Consider the following 17,236-nt stretch of genomic DNA (forward strand, 5'->3'; position numbering starts at 1 on the left):
TTCAGTACCTTTCTATAGAGATGTCTCAGAGTATGGACAGTGCAGCTGATCGAACGCCGGTGAAATCATTTGTTTTTAAACACTGGCAATTGCAAAGCGATGGAACGCTGATGCGAGATGGACAAGGAGTTCACATCCCACCCAAGGAGTTGAACGTATTGCGTCTGCTGCTGAAGTCGGCGGGTTCGGTGGTCAGCAAGGATCTTTTGCTGGATCAGGTATGGCCCGGGATGGATGCCGCGGAGGAGTCGTTGACTCGTTGTATTTACGCCTTGCGCAAGTTGCTCAGGGAGAACAGGGATTTTATTGCAACAGTGTACGGCCAGGGTTATCGATTCACCTGTCCGGTTGTCGAGCTCGACGCGCCGAACCAGGCGAAGACCGCATCACCTTCGCTGGCCGTTCTGCCATTACGAAATCTGGACGAGACTTCAGCGCTGGATCTGCAGGATGTAATGATCCGTCAGTTGACCACTGTATTCGGCGGGGCATTGCATATCATCCCCTCGGGATTGATGGCGGCCTGCAGACAACCAGTCGATGTGCGCTCGTTGGTTGAGCAGTTCTCCGCGGACTACTGCCTGAGTGGGCGCTGCACCGGCACGAGTGAACAACTGTGGTCGGTCGAGTTGATCCGTGGCAGCGATCACACTCTATTGCATGGTCAGACACTGGACGCCTGTGACCTCGCAGAGGCGCTTGGCACATTGGCCTGTCTGGTTGCGCAACGTACTCCAGGGCTGCGTCCCGTTGGTGACTCTTGTGCTTCGTACCCAGCCGCCGTGGCTTATCTCAGTGGCTTGTGCAGCTTGCAACAGCACACGCCGCAAAGCCTGCGCGATGCCCTGGTGCAGTTTCGACAGTGCCTGAAATTCGATGCCGGGTATGCGCCGCCCTGGTGTGGTTTGGCGGATGTGTGGCTGGGGCAGGCGATGATCGGTCTTTGTTATCAGGGACGAGCGGTGGAAGAGGCTCATACGGCGATTTCCAATGCATTGGCACTGGACCCTGGCAGCATTCCGGCTTTGACTCGCCTGGCGCTGCTCACCAGTCTTCGCGGTTGCGAACAGGCGGCGCAGGCGCTTTTTCGACGTTGTCTCCTGACTGCCGACCAGGCTGACGTGCATTACTTTCATGCGTGGCATCACTGGTTCTGGCGGCGCAATGAGCTGGCGGCACAGAGTATCGACAAGTGCCTGCATCATGATCCGGATTGCGTAAGGGCGCAGGTCTTGCGCGTGCGTATCGCGCTTTCACAAGGCGCCACCGAAGCCGTGCTCATGGCGCGTCGGGCCCTGCAGCAAGGTAAAGGGGGCAATCCTCTGTCGATGATTCTGCATGCACTGGTGTTGGCGTACTTCGGTCAGCATGCGGTAGCCTGGCATGAACTCGAACAAGCCGGTCTGGTTGAAAGCGCTGTCGGTGAGCAGGGGCTGGCAGCCTGGAGTGTGCTATTCGGAGGCAATCCACTTATCGCCCGCAACCAGTATGCAAACTGGATGCGCCTGATGAAGTCTCCAGCCATTGGCGAGGGGCAGGGTGGGGCAGTTATTGCGCCACTCTGGCAATCCTTGCTGCGCTCGACAGACGTTTGCCATCCGGTGTCGCCCCCGGCTGTTCCATTACAGGATCGGCCGGCGTTCGATAAAGGACGGCGTCTGGCATGAGGCTGCGCATGATCAACGGGTTGATCGTGCTGGTGTGTCTTGGCGCGGATCAGGCCCATGCCTGGTGCTGGAGTCGAGCAGGGGAGCAGCATGCAATCGAACCCGAACTGCTCCGGGCGATTGCCGATGTCGAATCAGGCCTGCAGCCAGGTGCAATCAACCATAACAAGGACGGCACACGGGACATCGGGCTGATGCAGATCAACAGCAGCCATTTTCCCCGATTGAATGCACAGGGCATCACCGAACAGCGGCTGCTGGATGAGCCTTGCCTCTCGGTCGAGGTCGGTGCGTCGGTGCTGGCCGGTTTTGTCGCCCGTTATGGTTACAACTGGACAGCGGTGGGCGCCTACAACGCCGGCAACTCACCCCGCATGCAAGCCGCGCGTCTTCGCTACGCACGCAAGGTCTGGAAGCGTTATCAGGTCATCACGGCAACTTGAGACGGTTGGCTGGGGGATTCTGATGCTCTTCAGGGTGTAATCGGCAGAATTCGATCAGGAACCCTGCCGCCAGCCTTTCTACCATGGCCACTCATTTCACAGCTCTGGAGCTTGAACGGTGACTGTCCTGGCGGCCCCCACCTCGCGACCCTGCGTGTTACGGATACTCAACGGTCCGCTGCAAGGCTGCGAATTCCCCCTGGGCGAAACCACCACCTTGTTCGTGGTGGGGGCGGTGGATCTGCTGGGGGAGGGGGCATTGACTGCCAGCGTTCCGGCGGATGCCATCTTCATCCCCCTGGATCAGGGGGGCTGCAATTTTGAGGTGCTGACGGATCAAGTCACGACGGATGGCCTTTCGCTGCGGCTGCTCAACGAGTCAGCCGAAATACGCCACTGCGACTTTCAAACCAGGGTGCAGGTCGGCGAACTGCAGATTGCCTTGCGTCCCGGGAATCAATCCTGGGTGCCTGAAGTGCTGCGACCGCCCCACAGTATTTCATCCGATACAGCCACTGTCGTGTGGTGGCGCTCCCCTTTGACGCGATGGGCCGCCAGCGGCCTGGTGCTGGCTGTGCTGGTCGCCTTGGTCGGCATCTGGTCGGTCCCGGAACCGACGCCTGAAACCGATGTTCGCGCGCTGATCGCAGGTGCCAGTGCGCAGGTGGAGGTGCTGCCCGGTCGTGATGATTCGGTCTATGTATTTGTGACTTCCGAGCGCGATGCCGGCTGGAGCCGGCAGGTATTGATGCGCCACAACACGCTGAGCGGCAAGGTGCTGGTGATCGACCAGGAACGTCGTCGACTGGAGCAGCTGTTGGTCGACCATGATCCGCAACTCGCCTGGCACTCCCTCGATCTCAAGGACCCGTCGGTACCGCGACTGTTGCTGAGCGCTCAACGCAATCTGCTGACGCCCCAAAAGCAAAAAGCACTGCTCGATGCGCTGCTGGCAGCTGCCCCTTATGCCCGGGATATCGCGGTGCAGGTACAGGATGACCACCTGCTCAGCGATCTGGCGCAGGACGGCTTGCAACGCCTTTCACTGGGCTATAGCCGGGTCGAGCAGGGTGACAGCGTCACCTTTGCAGTGACCGGCAACTTGCAGGATTCCGAACTGGCCGCCGCTCGCCAATACATCGACGATTTTTACCGACAGTGGGGTAATCGCTTCGTGCATTTCGCTGTCGAGCTCAAGGACGACACGCTCAAGGGCAAATCGTTTCTAACCGGCCCGCAGGGCTACATCAAGATGACCTCGTCATCCTGGCATTTTCCAACACAACACTGAAAGGTGATTCATGGCTGAGATCGGTAGACCCATAGACTTTCCCGATGACTTTCTCGGGCGTCAGGCCGCAGCGTTCGAAAACGGTGCCGCCTCCCTCAAGACCGCGCTGGACAAAGCGTTGGAAGACTTGAAGAAGGATGCATCGGACCCCGGTCTGCTGGCCGCCTATCAGGCCGCATTTTCCTCCTACACGGTATTCCGGAACGCCCAGACGAACACGATCAAGGGCTTCAAGGACATCGACATGGCGATCATCCAGGCGGCTCGCTGACGCTTTCTTTCCGGCCGGCCATTGGTGCGTGACGATGGCCATTCTCATGGGTGCATCGCATGTCTATTGAAAACATTTTCGCTTCGTCAATCCAGCGCACAGCGTTCACTGAGTTGCGCGGCCCGCAGACGGGTCCGATCGTTTCCCTGGAGTCTCGGTTGATCGAAGCGTTCGCCGGTTCCGCAGTCAACAGCGAGCAGGAGGTGGCAGCCATCAACCAGGTAATGCAAAGCCCCGATATCGCCAGCCCTGAAGTATTGGCGCAATTGCAGGAGATGACCGGGCAATACAACGTGGACATCAATTTGCTCAACGTGCTGGTGCGCAAAGCGGTCGGCACGGCCGAAACCCTGTTGCGTGCGTCATGAAGCCAGGCGTGTTGTTGATGGTGTTGTGCCTGGCGCTGTCGGGGTGTCGCCAACCCAATCTGCTCGAAGGGCTGGACCAGCAGCAGGCCAATGAAGTGCTGTCGGTCCTGCAACGCAACAACATCGCGGCGGTGAAAATCGACGCTGGCAAATCCGGCTATTCGGTGAAAATCGATCAGGTGGATTTTTCCGCCGCCGTCGATTTGCTCAACCTCTATTCGCTGCCCTCCAGGCCACGCCTGCAAGTGGCGCAGATGTTTCCCGCCGACTCTTTGGTCGCCTCGCCCCGCGCTGAAAAAGCCCGGCTGTACTCAGCGCTGGAGCAGCGGCTCGAACAGTCGCTGGGTGTGCTCGAAGGTGTGGTTTCAGCGCGGGTACATGTCAGCTACGACCTGGATGCCGGTGAAGGCGGGCGCAAGTCGCCGCCCATTCACCTCTCGGCGGTGGCAATCCATGAGCGCGATATCGAACCGCAATTGCTGATCACCAATATCAAACGTTTTCTCAAGAACAGTTTTGCGACGGTCGAGTACGAGAACATCTCGGTAGTGTTGTCGAAACGGTCCCCGACACAGCATGTCGCGCCGTCCGTGGCCGCTACGCAGGGGCATTCGTACTGGACGTGGTTGTTGGCCGTAATCACCGGACTGTTGTTGGCCGGTGGCACAGCCTGGACTTACCGCCATTCGAACGCAGGAGGGCGTGATGTCGCACGCTGAATGTTTAGGGCAAATTCTCGCCGAGCCTCTGGGTTACCTGCACCCTCAGCGCCTGACTGTCCCGGCGGGATTCGATAGCCCTGAGGCAAGAAACCTGCTCAACCGGATAGTGCTTGAAGGTCTGGAACTGCAAGGTCCGTGGCCTTCGCCATCGCTGACCTCCGTGGCGAAACAATGGGTTCGCCATTGGCGACAATTGCCCCGAATCGCCAGGTTGATGGGCGCTCATCGCTTGATGCCCGATCTGGCGCGAGGAGCGGCGCTGCTCTGCCTGCCATTGCCATTGCGCCGGTTCGCCGGTTGCAACTTAAGAGTCAGAAGCGGCCTGCCAATCGAATCCTTGCCTGTTTCAATGGAACAGGTCGAAGCCGCTGGCCTCAATGCGTTATGGAGCTGGCACGAGCAAGTACCGGCCATGTTGCTCGAACGCCTGGCCCTGCAATTTTCCGAACCGGTTGTGCGCTTGCACAAGCAATGGCCGGTCACTGAACCCAGCCCGGTGCTTTTCTTTCTGGCGGTGCAGCATGCTCGACACTATCCGAACCCTGACTGAACTTCCCGAGTCGAGCGAGGCGCTGGTGTTGCGCGAGGACATTGCCGCCGCGCGTCGGCGTCGCACCTTGCAGCAGCAGGCGCAGCGCTGGGCCCGTGATTGTATCGAGCAGGCCCGACGTGATGCCGTGGCAGTTTGCGCCCAGGCCTTTCAGGAAGGCTATGCCGAGGGCATCTTGTGCGCGACCGGGCAGTTGGCTGACGGTTTGCTGAAGTCCCAGGCGCTGGGGCTGCAATTGCGCAAAGACCTTGCGCAGGCCGCCCGCGATTTGCTCGCACAAGCCTTGAGTCGTCCCGAATGGCTGGATGACATGCTGGAGCGCTGGCTGAGCGAGCAACCGGGCGACACGGGCGCGGTGTTGCAAGTGCTGCTGCCACTGCATTGCCGGCCGCAAGGCAAGGAACTGCGCGAGCGCTTGCGCGGGCTCTGGTCCGGCGAACTGGTCCTCGACTATCACCCGCAAGAGCGCTATGTGGTGCGGCTTGCGGATCAGTTGCTCGAATTCGATGTGGAAACGGCCCGGCAACGGCTGGAACCGCGGTTGCTGGCGTGCGTGGCGAATCTGCCGGAGTCGGTTCGCGCTCTGGACCGGGTTTCCATGCAGGCCCTCACGGATCTGTATTCGACCTTTGCCGAACGCTCGGCCGGTTGCAATCAAACTGCCCCGACCGAGGTCCGCCATGAGGATTGAAACCGCTTTGAGTCTGCGCACGACTGAGAGCGGGGAGAGCACAACGGTCGGGTCGCTTGAGTCGCGTGTGCTTGCGGCCAGCCAGAACGTGCCTGAAAACAAGCGCCCGGACCCCGAATTCGAGCGCTTGTATGTGTTGCTGTCGACCATGGAGGGGCAGGGAGAAAAGGTCATCCATGAGTTTCTCCGTTCACTTCGAAGTGCAGATGGAGAATCGCCCGCGTACCCCACTGCCAAGGCGTTGATGGCAGTCACCCTGCAGGTGCTGTTTCGATTGAAGGACGACGGGCTGGAAAAATCGCAGCTTTATAAGGAAATCAAAGGTGCCAATGGCCTCGCGTTCAGCATGGACGTCTTCGTCAAGAGCTTCCTGCGTGATGTGTTCCAACCGATGGAGGATGAGGCTTGGGAGAAGAGTGAGTGGTGAGGCCGAGCAGTAAAAATTTTATTAGCTGATCAGGGAAGCAACGATGGTTAACTCGATTGGTGGTTCAACTGGAAATATCTTTGCTATTTCAGGCAATGACACCTCACGCGTCAGTTCAGCTGGCAGCCGTTTGATAGAGGCTCTTGATCTCGCGAGCCCGGGTTTTCAAGCGCGAACGCTGGGATCACCCAGGGACGTTGCCGCGGGAATGACGCGCCTGGCTCGCAGCGTTGAGAGTGCGTTGCAGCAGTGCCGTGAAGAGCAGGGCGAGACAGGTCAAAATGTGGTAACAGCGGTGAATGCCTTCATTGAAGAAGGGGGCTCTCTGCAAGGGGAGCAATTGGGGGCGCTATCCGCTGCAGTCAACCAGCTCAATGCACTTGATACCCAGCAAACCCGCGAAAGTCGAATGCAGTCCTTTGTTGATGCGGGCTTGGGGTGGCTTGAGAGCGCCCGAGGGCCCGGGCTGAACCTGCTTAATGTTACGGCGCGCACAGGCCTGGTTGTCGCGCTGACCACAGTATTGCGTCAGCTGGTCGGTTTTTACGTGGAGAAAGCTATTCGGGAGGGCGATTCACCCGAGACATCTCGCGCATGGGAGGTGGCCGCCATCACGATGATTGGACCGGCACTGAGCCTGATGGGGGCTATCCGCGATGAGTGCGCAGGCACCGCCAATCTTCAGACTCGACTGGGCCGAGTGTGTATGGCGAGCATCACGATGGGGTCGCTGATCGCGGCGCATCTTACCGGTGCATCCAGCTCAATGCTATCGACGGCGATCAATACGACTGTTTATACATTTGCCCGGGACCTGTGCAATGCCTTCTTTCCTTTGAATGACAACGCCGGAGCGGTGACTGCCCAAGCGACGGGAGTCTCCATGGCAGCTTTTGGTACGGTGCAGTATCTGTTGGAGCAATTGGGCGCACTGATGCCTCTCAGTGGCCCGGGGCGCGCTGCGACGGGCGTTGGTTGGAGCCTGGGGGCCGATGCCATTGCCGGGACGCTCAATGCTTTTGGCGCGGTGATTGACGATTTCGTCTTTATCCTGTGCCGAAGCTGGCCGTTGTTATCGCCATCAGTGGGGTTGGGGTCGGTATCGGTTGACCCCGAATCACTCCAGCAACGTGTCCTTGAAGTGCGCACCGAAGCACGCGTGCCCACGGCACAACAGGCGGGGAATGCGCTGTTCAATAACGGGGCGTCGCGAACTTGTGCGTTTATGAGCCTTGTTCTTATCTTGGGGGCCATAGCCGTTAAACTGTCGTTGACTGAACTTGGTGAAAACACTCAAGCTCAACTCCTGAATATCGGCCTGGGGATAATGATGATGCTCATCTACTTCCCATTCATCTGGAGTTGCTCCCAGAGCACGCCTGAGGCCAAACCTGCAGCGCAGTTGCAGGCGTAACCTGATTGGCCACCACCCGGCTCGACAGCGGCGATCCGGGTGGTGGATGAGGTCTGCGACGTTGAATCGCAGAGTTTCTCGCCCGCCACCCTCCACATGGCTATAATCGCCCCACTTTTCGCCGCCCTGAGTCCAACCCGCCCATGTACACCCTGGCCCGTCAGCTGTTGTTCAAACTCTCCCCGGAAACCTCCCACGATCTGTCCCTGGACCTGATCGGCGCGGGCGGACGTCTTGGGCTCAACGGCTTGCTGTGCAAGGCCCCGGCGAAAATGCCGGTGAATGTCATGGGCCTGGACTTCCCGAATCCGGTGGGACTGGCCGCCGGCCTGGACAAGAACGGCGCAGCCATCGATGGCTTCGCCCAACTGGGTTTCGGTTTTGTCGAAATCGGCACCATCACGCCGCGTCCGCAGCCGGGCAACCCGAAGCCACGCCTGTTCCGTCTGCCGGAAGCCGAGGCGATCATCAATCGCATGGGCTTCAACAACCTCGGCGTCGATCACCTGCTGGCCCGTGTGGCGGCGGCCAAGTACAAGGGCGTGCTGGGTATCAACATCGGCAAGAACTTCGATACGCCGGTCGAGCGCGCGGTGGATGACTACCTGATCTGCCTGGACAAGGTTTACGCCCACGCCAGCTATGTGACGGTCAACGTCAGTTCGCCGAACACGCCGGGCCTGCGCAGCCTGCAATTCGGTGATTCGCTCAAGCAGTTGCTGGCTGATCTGGCCGAGCGCCGTGCGGAGCTGGCCTTGCGTCATGGCAAGCATGTACCGCTGGCGATCAAGATCGCGCCGGACATGAGCGACGAAGAAACCGCGCAGGTTGCACAAGCGCTGATCGAAACCGGAATGGATGCCGTCATCGCCACCAACACCACCCTGAGCCGCGTAGGCGTCGAAGGCATGGAGCATGGCGACGAGGCCGGTGGTCTGTCTGGCGCACCGGTTCGCGACAAGAGCACCCACACCGTGAAAGTGCTGGCATCGGAACTGGGTGGTCGCCTGCCGATCATCGCTGCCGGTGGCATTACCGAAGGCAAGCACGCGGCGGAGAAAATCACCGCAGGCGCGAGCCTGGTGCAAATCTATTCGGGCTTCATCTACAAAGGCCCGGCGCTGATTCGTGAATCCGTAGACGCCATCGCCGCCCTGCGCTGAGCCTTTGTACTTGTAGGAGCGAGCTTGCTCGCGATGGTCGTTAACGATAACGCGTGCTTTCTGGATACACGCGGTGTTCTCGGGTTCATCGCGAGCGAGCTCGCTCCTACAAGGGGTTGTTCTGGGCCAATAAGCAGGCATAAAAAAGGGCTCCTTAAAAGGAGCCCCTGGGCCGGAGCCCGCCGTCCGGATGGGACGTGCGTGGTTAATTCAGTACAAAATCAGATTGTCGTGTCGGAGTGTTGTGCCCTGTAATTAGCCGACGGCGTGAAGTTCGTTGAGTCTGTGGATTCCCGCAGTGCCGGTCATACCGTCCCAGTTGTCGCCGCGTCCTTCTCGCCAGCCGTTGATCCAGGCTTGACGTACCGACGGTAGAGTAAATGGGCAAAGCTCACGGGATTTACCACCAACGCCATATTGATATCCGCGCAAAAATGCTCTTTCCAACGGATCACGCTTAAGTCTTCTCATAGGGTGTTGCCCTCACTTGTTGACTGTATTTATCGCGTTGACCTCAATCGAGGTCTGGCAGAAATGTCTGCCGTTGGGGGCTCGCTGCCGGCGTGGCGAGCCAAGGTGTTGGCGTCCGTTGTGGCGCCAACCTGTATTGAGTTCTAACCAATGCGTCACATCGAGGGAATGATCGTTTTGTCATAAGGACGTAACTATTAATGTGCTAAGGCCATAAGTAACAGCGTGTTTGTAGCGTATTTATTGGCCAAACCCCGGTATGATCGGCCCTGCGCTGGATGATGGGCTTAATCCTTTAGTGAGAATGGCTCCCGTTGCCGGGAAGCACTATTCGACGAAGGGTCGACTTATGACATTTTGTTGCATCAACTTTTTTATCTGCCCTTGCATCTAAGCTCATTTAACCCGGGCAGCAAGGGTGGAACGGCACAACTTCGTGCTACGCGGGCGCTCTTCGAGAAAAGCGCCTGATTGAAAACCGGACCGGCAATGCGTTGCCCGGTCACTCAGCTAAAGGTTCTGGAATTCCCATGTCCGATCGTTTCGAACTCTTCCTCACTTGCCCAAAAGGCCTTGAAGGCCTGCTCATCGAGGAAGCCGTCGGGCTTGGCCTTGAGGAAGCGCGGGAGCACACCTCTGCCGTGCGCGGCATGGCCACGATGGAAACCGCTTATCGCCTGTGCCTGTGGTCGCGCTTGGCCAACCGCGTGCTGCTGGTGCTCAAGCGTTTCCCGATGAAAGATGCCGAAGACCTGTACCACGGCGTGCTGGACATCGAGTGGGAAGACCACATGCTCAATGACGGCACCCTGGCCGTCGAATTCAGCGGCCATGGCTCGGGTATCGACAACACCCACTTCGGCGCACTGAAGGTCAAGGACGCCATCGTCGACAAGTTGCGCACCCCGCAAGGCGACCGTCCGTCCATCGACAAGCTCAACCCGGACCTGCGCATCCACCTGCGCCTGGACCGTGGCGAAGCCATCCTGTCCCTCGACCTGTCCGGTCACAGCCTGCACCAGCGTGGTTATCGCCTGCAGCAAGGTGCGGCACCGCTGAAGGAAAACCTCGCGGCCGCGATCCTGATTCGTTCCGGCTGGCCACGTATCGCAGCCGAAGGCGGCGCTCTGGCCGACCCGATGTGTGGTGTCGGCACGTTCCTGGTGGAAGCGGCGATGATCGCCGCCGACATCGCGCCGAACCTGCGTCGCGAGCAGTGGGGCTTCACCGCCTGGCTCGGTCACGTTCCGGCGCTGTGGAAAAAACTCCACGAAGAAGCGTCCGAGCGCGCAGAGGCCGGGCTGGCCAAGCCACCGTTGTGGATTCGCGGCTATGAAGCCGATCCACGACTGATTCAACCGGGCCGTAACAACGTCGAACGGGCCGGCCTGAGCGAGTGGATCAAGATCTATCAGGGTGAAGTCGCGACTTTCGAGCCGCGCCCGGACCAGAACCAGAAAGGCCTGGTGATCTGTAACCCTCCGTACGGCGAGCGTCTGGGCGACGAGGCGAGCCTGCTCTACCTCTACCAGAACCTCGGCGAACGCCTGCGCCAGGCCTGCCTGAACTGGGAAGCGGCGGTGTTCACCGGCGCGCCGGACCTGGGCAAGCGCATGGGCATCCGCAGCCACAAGCAGTATTCGTTCTGGAACGGCGCCTTGCCGTGCAAGCTGCTGCTGATCAAAGTGCTGCCGGACCAGTTCGTCACCGGCGAGCGCCGCACCCCGGAGCAACGCCAGGTCGAGCGTGAACAAGCCGCCTATGATCAGGCGCCAAACGAGCCGCAGGAACGCAAGTTCAACAAAAACGGCAACCCGATCAAGCCGACACCGGCACCGGCTCCGGTGGTCGAGCAGCCGCGTCTGAGCGAAGGCGGGCAGATGTTCGCCAACCGCCTGCAAAAGAACCTCAAGGCCATGGGCAAGTGGGTCAAGCGTGAAGGCATCGACTGCTACCGCGTCTACGATGCCGACATGCCGGAATACTCAATGGCCATCGACCTGTATCACGATTGGGTCCATGTGCAGGAATACGCCGCGCCGAAATCCATCGATCCGGAAAAAGCATCGGCCCGCATGTTCGATGCCCTGGCAGCCATCCCGCAGGCGTTGAACATCGACAAGAGCCGTGTGGTGGTCAAGCGCCGCGAGCGTCAGAGTGGCACCAAACAATACGAGCGCCAGGCGGCGCAGGGCAAATTTGTCGAGGTCAATGAAGGCGGCGTGAAGCTGTTGGTGAACCTCACCGACTACCTCGACACCGGTCTGTTCCTCGACCACCGGCCGATGCGCATGCGTATCCAGAAAGAGGCGGCCGGCAAACGCTTCCTCAATCTGTTCTGCTATACCGCAACGGCCAGTGTGCATGCGGCCAAGGGCGGCGCGCGCAGCACCACCAGTGTCGACCTGTCGAAAACCTATCTGGACTGGGCACGCCGCAACCTGTCACTGAACGGTTTTTCCGACAAGAACCGCCTGGAGCAGGGAGATGTGATGGCGTGGCTCGAAGCCAGTCGTGACGAGTACGAGCTGATCTTCATCGACCCGCCGACGTTCTCCAACTCCAAGCGCATGGAAGGCGTGTTCGACGTGCAGCGCGACCAGGTGCAACTGATTGACCTGGCCATGGCGCGTCTGGCGCCTGGTGGGGTGTTGTACTTCTCCAACAACTTCCGCAAGTTCGAACTGGAGGCCAACCTCGGCGAGCGTTATGCGGTCGAGGAAATCACCGCCCAGACCATCGATCCGGATTTTGCCCGCAACGCCAAGATCCATCGCGCCTGGAAAATCATGGCTCGTTGACGGTTGAACCCACCTGTAGGAGCGAGCTTGCTCGCGATGGTCGATAACGATAACGCGTGCTTTCTGAATGCACGCGGAGTTCTTGAGCCCATCGCGAGCAGAGCTCGCTCCTACAGTGCTTCGGCGAGCGTTATGCGGTCGAGGAAATCACCGCCCAGACCATCGATCCGGATTTTGCCCGCAACGCCAAGATCCATCGCGCCTGGAAGATCACGGCCCGTTGACGGTTGAACCCACCTGTAGGAGCGAGCTTGCTCGCGATGGTCGATAACGATAACGCGTGCTTTCTGAATGCACGCGGAGTTCTTGAGCCCATCGCGAGCAGAGCTCGCTCCTACAGTGCTTCGGCGAGCGTTATGGGGTCGAGGAAATCACCGCCCAGACCATCGATCCGGATTTTGCCCGCAACGCCAAGATCCATCGCGCCTGGAAAATCATGGCTCGTTGACGGTTGAACCCACCTGTAGGAGCGAGCTTGCTCGCGATGGTCGATAACGATAACGCGTGCTTTCTGAATGCACGCGGAGTTCTTGAGCCCATCGCGAGCAGAGCTCGCTCCTACAGTGCTTCGGCGAGCGTTATGCGGTCGAGGAAATCACCGCCCAGACCATCGATCCGGATTTTGCCCGCAACGCCAAGATCCATCGCGCCTGGAAGATCACGGCCCGTTGACGGTTGAACCCACCTGTAGGAGCGAGCTTGCTCGCGATGGTCGATAACGATAACGCGTGCTTTCTGAATGCACGCGGAGTTCTTGAGCCCATCGCGAGCAGGGCTCGCTCCTACAGGGTACTGGTCAAATTAGTGGCTAATAGCTATAACTCAACTCATGGCCAAAGGGCTTTCCCGCACCTGGCGTTTTGAGTTTGCGTTTTATGTCGTTGCACGCCGTGCGCCCAAAAATCCTGGGGTTTATCAGCGAAGATGTCTCGGCCTGGCTGATCGCGCTGCTGGTGTTACTTGTCGGCGGGGTGCTCACTGGGTTGTTGGCGTGGTCGACGCTGAATCTGTTTCACCATCAATTGCGGCAACGCTTTCAACTGCTGGCCAGTGAGCGTTACAGCCGTATCGAAGAGCGTTTCGAAGATCAGGAGCAGCGCCTCGATGGCCTGCGCCGTTTTTTCGCCAATTCCGATTCGGTTTCCCGAGCCGAATTCGACGGTTATACCCAGCCTTTGCTGCTGCGAACCCAAGCCTATTCCTACGCGGAACGGGTCACCAGCGAGCAGCGGGCGGCGTTCGAGCGCCGTGTGCGTGACGAAGGCTTGAGTAACTTCTCCCTGCGCGAACTCGATGCCGACGGTCAGCTGAAACTGGCGGGCGAACGTGACGAGTACGTGGCGGTGCTCTATAGCCAGACCCAAAGCAAGCTCGGTTCTCCCCTCGGTTACGACTTGCTGGCCCAGCCGCTGCGGCGCGCCACGCTCGATCGGGCTGATCAGCATGCCGGTATGGCGGTGTCGCAACCGATGCATCTGGTGAATATCGAGCCGGCTTATGCACGGGGGGTGCTGCTGGTCGCGCCGGTCATGCAGCGCAACAGTCAGTACCACAAGGCCACGAAGCCCTACGGTTATGTCATGGCCGTGATCAGCATGCGCCAGTTGCTGGCGGACGGACTGCCGGAAGCGAACCGCGATTATCTATCGGTGCGCATCCTCGATTTGTCGACCGACGACCAGCATGAAGTGCTGTTCGAGTCGCCCAACCCGCCGGCCATCAGCGAGTTGTCGGCCACGCGCCTGTTGCGCATGGCCGACCATGACTATCAAGTCGATATCCAGCCCAGCGAAGCCTTTATCCAGGCCAACCATTCATCGGTGACCAGTGTGATGGTGCTGGGTGGTTTGCTCAGCGCGCTGCTCAGTGCGTTGCTGTATGTGCTGGTCAGTCAGCGGCAGCGGGCGTTGCGACTGGTCGAGCAACGCACCCAGGAGTTGCGCGATCGGGAGCAAGAGCTGCGCGGCACCCATGGTCAGCTGCGTGGCGTGCTGAATGCCGCCACCCAGGTTGCGATCATCGCCACCGACCTGCGCGGCGTCATCAGCACGTTCAACGCGGGTGCCGAGCAGATGCTTGGCTATACCAGTGCCGAAGTGGTCGGCCATATGACCCTGGAGAGCCTGCACCTGCCCCGGGAACTGGCCGCTCGCTCGGCGGAGTTGAGTGCACGTTATGGCAAACCGGTTCCAGCCTGCCACGCGATGCTGGTCGAAGGCGACATGGAGGGCAGCCACGAGGCGCGGGAGTGGACGCTGGTGCGCGGCGATGGCAGCCATTTGATGGTCAACATGCTCGCGACACCGGTGCTCGATGAGCAAGGCCTGTGGGTCGGGCACCTGGCGGTGTGCATCGATATCACCGAACGCAAACGGGTCCATGAAGCGCTCGCGGCGCGGGACCTGCTGTTGAAGAAACTCAGCGCCCACGTGCCCGGTGGCATCTACCAGTTCAAGATGGAGTTCGACGGGCGCTTCAGTGTGATCTACGCCAGCGACGGCATTCGCGAGATCTACGAGCTGGAGCCCGACGTGCTGCTGCTCAATGCCGAGTCGATCTTCACCCGGATTCATCCGCAGGACACCACCCGTGTCCGCGCCTCGATCCGTGCCTCGGCCGATACCCTCAGCCCCTGGCGCGAAGAATACCGCGTGCAACTGCCGCAACGTGGTTTGCGTTGGGTTCGCGGCGAAGCCACTCCGGAGGAACTGCCCGGTGGCGGTGTGCTGTGGCACGGCTACATCTCGGACATTTCCGATATGAAGCGGGTGGAAGAAGAATTGCGCGCGTTGTCGGTCACCGACTCGCTGACCGGTATCCACAACCGGCGTTATTTCCAGGAGCGCCTGACCACCGAAATGGCCAGGGTAGAGCGCGGCGGTGGGGATTTGTCAGTGATCATGCTCGATATCGACCATTTCAAGCGCATCAATGACCTGCATGGCCATGCCATTGGTGATCGGGTGTTGCAGGCGGTCTGCCAACGGATCGGCCACCGGTTGCGTCGCACCGATGTGTTCTGCCGCTTGGGCGGTGAGGAGTTCATGGTGCTGTGCCCGGATATCAACGGCGAACATGCCTACATTTTGGCCCGGCAATTGTGGCAAGGCTTGCGCAGTTCACCCATCGAAGATGTCGGTACCGTTACCGCCAGTTTCGGGATTGCCAGTTGGCGGGCCGGAGAGGGCGCCGATGCCTTGCTGTTACGCGCGGACTCGGGGGTCTATGCGGCGAAGCAGGCAGGAAGGGATCGGGTAGAAGGGGAGATGAATTAACCCGGGTTGTACGCGACTCATGTGGGAGCGGGCTTGCTCGCGAAGGCGGTTTGTCAGTCACATCGAGGTTGGATGTGCCGCCGTCTTCGCGAGCAAGCCCGCTCCCACATGGGGTGTGTGGTGCTTTACAGAACCGAAGCCGTCTGCGGCGTTTTCGGTTGGCGGTACAGGTCGAGCAGCACCTGATCGAGCACAGAAGAGGCGCCGAACGGGGCCTTGTCGTTGAGGATCGCAACCACCGCCCAGGTGTTGCCGTTGACGTCGCGACTGAAGCCGGCAATCGCCCGCACGGTGTTCAGGGTGCCGGTCTTGACATGGGCTTCACCGCGCATCGCAGTGGTCTTGAGGCGCTTGCGCATGGTGCCGTCGGTGCCGGCAATCGGCATCGAGCTGATGTATTCGGCGGCATACGGGCTGTGCCACGCCGCTTCGAGCATCGAGGCCATTTCCCGGGCGCTGACGCGCTCTGAGCGGGACAGGCCGGAGCCGTTCTCCATCACCAGATGCGGCGCAGTGATGCCTTTTTTCGCCAGCCACTGACGTACCACACGCTGGGCGGCCTTCGCGTCGTCACTATCGGCGTCGGTGCGGAAGCGTTGGCCAAGGCTCAGGAACAACTGCTGGGCCATGGTGTTGTTGCTGTACTTGTTGATGTCGCGGATGACTTCCGCCAGGTCCGGCGAGAATGCCCGGGCCAGTACCTTGGCATCTTTCGGTGTTGGCGCCAGCACATCCTTGCCCTGGATGCTGCCACCCAGTTCCTTCCAGATCGCCCGGACGGCGCCGGCGGTGTAGGTCGCATGGTCGAGCAGCGACAGGTAAGTCTGCGAGCTGCAGCCTTCACCCAACTGACCGCCGACGGTCACGGTCACGCTGCCATCGGCCTGTGCCACCGGGTTGTAGCGCACGCCACCGGTGCATTGCTTGGAGTTGAGGGCCTTGACCTGGTTGTCGATGCGGATGCTCGCAATCGGCGGTTCCACCGAGACCAGTACCTTGCCCGAATCATTGCGTGCGACGAAGCGCAGCGCCTTGAGGTTGACCAGCAGCGAGTCGGGCTTGACCAGGAACGGCTTGTTCTCGTCGTTGCCGTCGTCATTGAACTCCGGCAGTTGCGGTTGCACGAAGAAGGTTTTATCCAGCACCAGATCGCCGGTGACCTGGGTGACACCGTTGGCACGCAGGTCACGCATCAGCAGCCAGAGTTTTTCCATGTTCAGCTTCGGATCGCCGCCACCCTTGAGGTAGAGGTTGCCGTTGAGGATGCCGCCACTGAGGGTGCCGTCGGTGTAGAACTCGGTTTTCCACTGATGGTTCGGGCCGAGCATTTCCAGGGCCGCGTAGGTAGTGACCAGTTTCATGGTCGACGCCGGGTTGACCGAAACGTCTGCGTTGAACACCGTCGGGGTGCCGGGACCGGTGAGCGGGATCATCACCAGCGACAGGGCGTTGTCCTGCAACTTGCTGGCCTTCAGGGCTTTTTCAACGTTGGGCGACAACGCAGTGTTGATGGGGGCAGCGGAAACAGAGAGGGCCAGGGGGAGAAGAAAACCGGCCAACAGCAAAGGACGCAAAGATTTGATCATCTGAAATAAAACCCTACAGCCGAGGGGAAATAAGATGAGGGCATGGCGATAAATTCCCTCAATGGTCATGAAAGTGTCGGCATTATGCCCCAAGGT

General features: G+C 59.8%; 15 protein-coding genes and 2 pseudogenes. 15 read left to right on the top strand and 2 right to left on the bottom strand.

All coding sequences use genetic code 11. The features are described 5' to 3' along the window. Positions 1-32 precede the first annotated feature (32 nt). The 11 genes from AC06G5_RS08920 (at position 33) to AC06G5_RS08970 (ending at position 9,007) form a co-directional block, all read left to right on the top strand. Positions 33-1,667: a winged helix-turn-helix domain-containing protein gene (locus AC06G5_RS08920; protein ID WP_413422069.1), complete on the top strand. Its 1,635-nt coding sequence runs from the start codon at positions 33-35 to the stop codon at positions 1,665-1,667. Next, positions 1,664-2,110 (top strand): transglycosylase SLT domain-containing protein, encoded by a 447-nt coding sequence (locus AC06G5_RS08925; RefSeq protein WP_413422071.1) that lies wholly within the window; start codon positions 1,664-1,666, stop codon positions 2,108-2,110. Before AC06G5_RS08920 ends, AC06G5_RS08925 begins: the two co-directional genes overlap by 4 nt. A gap of 118 nt (positions 2,111-2,228) precedes the next feature. Beyond that, positions 2,229-3,401, top strand: a complete 1,173-nt coding sequence (locus tag AC06G5_RS08930) for a PrgH/EprH family type III secretion apparatus protein (protein ID WP_480459256.1) — start codon at positions 2,229-2,231, stop codon at positions 3,399-3,401. Positions 3,402-3,411: 10 nt separating this feature from the next. Then, positions 3,412-3,672, top strand: a complete 261-nt coding sequence (gene sctF, locus AC06G5_RS08935) for a type III secretion system needle filament subunit SctF (protein ID WP_413422075.1) — start codon at positions 3,412-3,414, stop codon at positions 3,670-3,672. Positions 3,673-3,731: 59 nt separating this feature from the next. Next, positions 3,732-4,040: a type III secretion system inner rod subunit SctI gene (sctI, locus tag AC06G5_RS08940; protein ID WP_480459257.1), complete on the top strand. Its 309-nt coding sequence runs from the start codon at positions 3,732-3,734 to the stop codon at positions 4,038-4,040. Next, complete coding sequence (locus tag AC06G5_RS08945; protein ID WP_480459258.1) at positions 4,037-4,759, top strand: EscJ/YscJ/HrcJ family type III secretion inner membrane ring protein; 723 nt, start codon at positions 4,037-4,039, stop codon at positions 4,757-4,759. The genes sctI and AC06G5_RS08945 overlap by 4 nt, the downstream gene beginning before the upstream one ends. Next, on the top strand, positions 4,746-5,312 hold the full coding sequence (locus tag AC06G5_RS08950; RefSeq protein WP_480459259.1) for a secretion system protein: 567 nt from the start codon (positions 4,746-4,748) through the stop codon (positions 5,310-5,312). The genes AC06G5_RS08945 and AC06G5_RS08950 overlap by 14 nt, the downstream gene beginning before the upstream one ends. After that, positions 5,284-6,003 (top strand): oxygen-regulated invasion protein OrgB, encoded by a 720-nt coding sequence (locus tag AC06G5_RS08955; protein WP_413422083.1) that lies wholly within the window; start codon positions 5,284-5,286, stop codon positions 6,001-6,003. The genes AC06G5_RS08950 and AC06G5_RS08955 overlap by 29 nt, the downstream gene beginning before the upstream one ends. Then, positions 5,993-6,430, top strand: a complete 438-nt coding sequence (locus AC06G5_RS08960) for a hypothetical protein (RefSeq protein WP_480459261.1) — start codon at positions 5,993-5,995, stop codon at positions 6,428-6,430. Before AC06G5_RS08955 ends, AC06G5_RS08960 begins: the two co-directional genes overlap by 11 nt. Positions 6,431-6,473: 43 nt before the next feature. Next, positions 6,474-7,844 carry a hypothetical protein gene (locus tag AC06G5_RS08965; protein WP_480459263.1) on the top strand — a complete coding sequence of 457 codons (1,371 nt, stop codon included), beginning with the start codon at positions 6,474-6,476 and terminating at the stop codon, positions 7,842-7,844. Between the two features lie 143 nt (positions 7,845-7,987). Next, complete coding sequence (locus AC06G5_RS08970; protein ID WP_413422089.1) at positions 7,988-9,007, top strand: quinone-dependent dihydroorotate dehydrogenase; 1,020 nt, start codon at positions 7,988-7,990, stop codon at positions 9,005-9,007. A gap of 255 nt (positions 9,008-9,262) precedes the next feature. On the opposite strand, the gene rmf is transcribed toward AC06G5_RS08970, so the two are convergent. Then, positions 9,263-9,478: a ribosome modulation factor gene (gene rmf, locus AC06G5_RS08975; RefSeq protein ID WP_003223300.1), complete on the bottom strand. Its 216-nt coding sequence runs from the start codon at positions 9,476-9,478 to the stop codon at positions 9,263-9,265. 530 nt (positions 9,479-10,008) lie between these two features. Here rmf and rlmKL point away from each other — a divergent pair. The 4 genes and pseudogenes from rlmKL to AC06G5_RS08995 all read left to right on the top strand — a co-directional run bounded on the left by rlmKL (position 10,009) and on the right by AC06G5_RS08995 (position 15,554). After that, positions 10,009-12,279 (top strand): bifunctional 23S rRNA (guanine(2069)-N(7))-methyltransferase RlmK/23S rRNA (guanine(2445)-N(2))-methyltransferase RlmL, encoded by a 2,271-nt coding sequence (gene rlmKL / locus AC06G5_RS08980; protein WP_413422091.1) that lies wholly within the window; start codon positions 10,009-10,011, stop codon positions 12,277-12,279. A 128-nt stretch (positions 12,280-12,407) separates the two neighbouring features. Next, positions 12,408-12,503 (top strand): annotated as a pseudogene (locus AC06G5_RS08985) (hypothetical protein); the annotation flags it as partial. A 352-nt stretch (positions 12,504-12,855) separates the two neighbouring features. Further along, positions 12,856-12,951 (top strand): annotated as a pseudogene (locus tag AC06G5_RS08990) (hypothetical protein); the annotation flags it as partial. A 203-nt stretch (positions 12,952-13,154) separates the two neighbouring features. Continuing rightward, the gene (locus AC06G5_RS08995; protein WP_480459266.1) at positions 13,155-15,554 is read left to right on the top strand and encodes a sensor domain-containing diguanylate cyclase; all 2,400 of its coding nucleotides are present in this window, start codon (positions 13,155-13,157) and stop codon (positions 15,552-15,554) included. Positions 15,555-15,679: 125 nt separating this feature from the next. Here the strand turns inward: AC06G5_RS08995 and dacB are convergent, their stop codons facing one another. Continuing rightward, the gene (gene dacB, locus AC06G5_RS09000; RefSeq protein WP_480459267.1) at positions 15,680-17,140 is read right to left on the bottom strand and encodes a D-alanyl-D-alanine carboxypeptidase/D-alanyl-D-alanine endopeptidase; all 1,461 of its coding nucleotides are present in this window, start codon (positions 17,138-17,140) and stop codon (positions 15,680-15,682) included. Between the last annotated feature and the right edge of the window lie 96 nt (positions 17,141-17,236).

It is taken from the genome of Pseudomonas sp. WT-JTC, assembly GCF_056711565.1.

What these genes read in the sequence shown, in the direction of transcription:
- sctF (WP_413422075.1), top strand. Translation starts at nt 3,412, where the DNA reads ATGGCTGAGATCGGTAGACCCATAGACTTTCCCGATGACTTTCTCGGG.
- AC06G5_RS08920 (WP_413422069.1), top strand. Translation starts at nt 33, where the DNA reads ATGGACAGTGCAGCTGATCGAACGCCGGTGAAATCATTTGTTTTTAAA.
- AC06G5_RS08970 (WP_413422089.1), top strand. Translation starts at nt 7,988, where the DNA reads ATGTACACCCTGGCCCGTCAGCTGTTGTTCAAACTCTCCCCGGAAACC.
- AC06G5_RS08995 (WP_480459266.1), top strand. Translation starts at nt 13,155, where the DNA reads ATGTCGTTGCACGCCGTGCGCCCAAAAATCCTGGGGTTTATCAGCGAA.
- rmf (WP_003223300.1), bottom strand. Translation starts at nt 9,478, where the DNA reads ATGAGAAGACTTAAGCGTGATCCGTTGGAAAGAGCATTTTTGCGCGGA.
- rlmKL (WP_413422091.1), top strand. Translation starts at nt 10,009, where the DNA reads ATGTCCGATCGTTTCGAACTCTTCCTCACTTGCCCAAAAGGCCTTGAA.
- AC06G5_RS08945 (WP_480459258.1), top strand. Translation starts at nt 4,037, where the DNA reads ATGAAGCCAGGCGTGTTGTTGATGGTGTTGTGCCTGGCGCTGTCGGGG.
- AC06G5_RS08965 (WP_480459263.1), top strand. Translation starts at nt 6,474, where the DNA reads ATGGTTAACTCGATTGGTGGTTCAACTGGAAATATCTTTGCTATTTCA.
- AC06G5_RS08925 (WP_413422071.1), top strand. Translation starts at nt 1,664, where the DNA reads ATGAGGCTGCGCATGATCAACGGGTTGATCGTGCTGGTGTGTCTTGGC.
- AC06G5_RS08955 (WP_413422083.1), top strand. Translation starts at nt 5,284, where the DNA reads ATGCTCGACACTATCCGAACCCTGACTGAACTTCCCGAGTCGAGCGAG.
- dacB (WP_480459267.1), bottom strand. Translation starts at nt 17,140, where the DNA reads ATGATCAAATCTTTGCGTCCTTTGCTGTTGGCCGGTTTTCTTCTCCCC.
- sctI (WP_480459257.1), top strand. Translation starts at nt 3,732, where the DNA reads ATGTCTATTGAAAACATTTTCGCTTCGTCAATCCAGCGCACAGCGTTC.
- AC06G5_RS08950 (WP_480459259.1), top strand. Translation starts at nt 4,746, where the DNA reads ATGTCGCACGCTGAATGTTTAGGGCAAATTCTCGCCGAGCCTCTGGGT.
- AC06G5_RS08960 (WP_480459261.1), top strand. Translation starts at nt 5,993, where the DNA reads ATGAGGATTGAAACCGCTTTGAGTCTGCGCACGACTGAGAGCGGGGAG.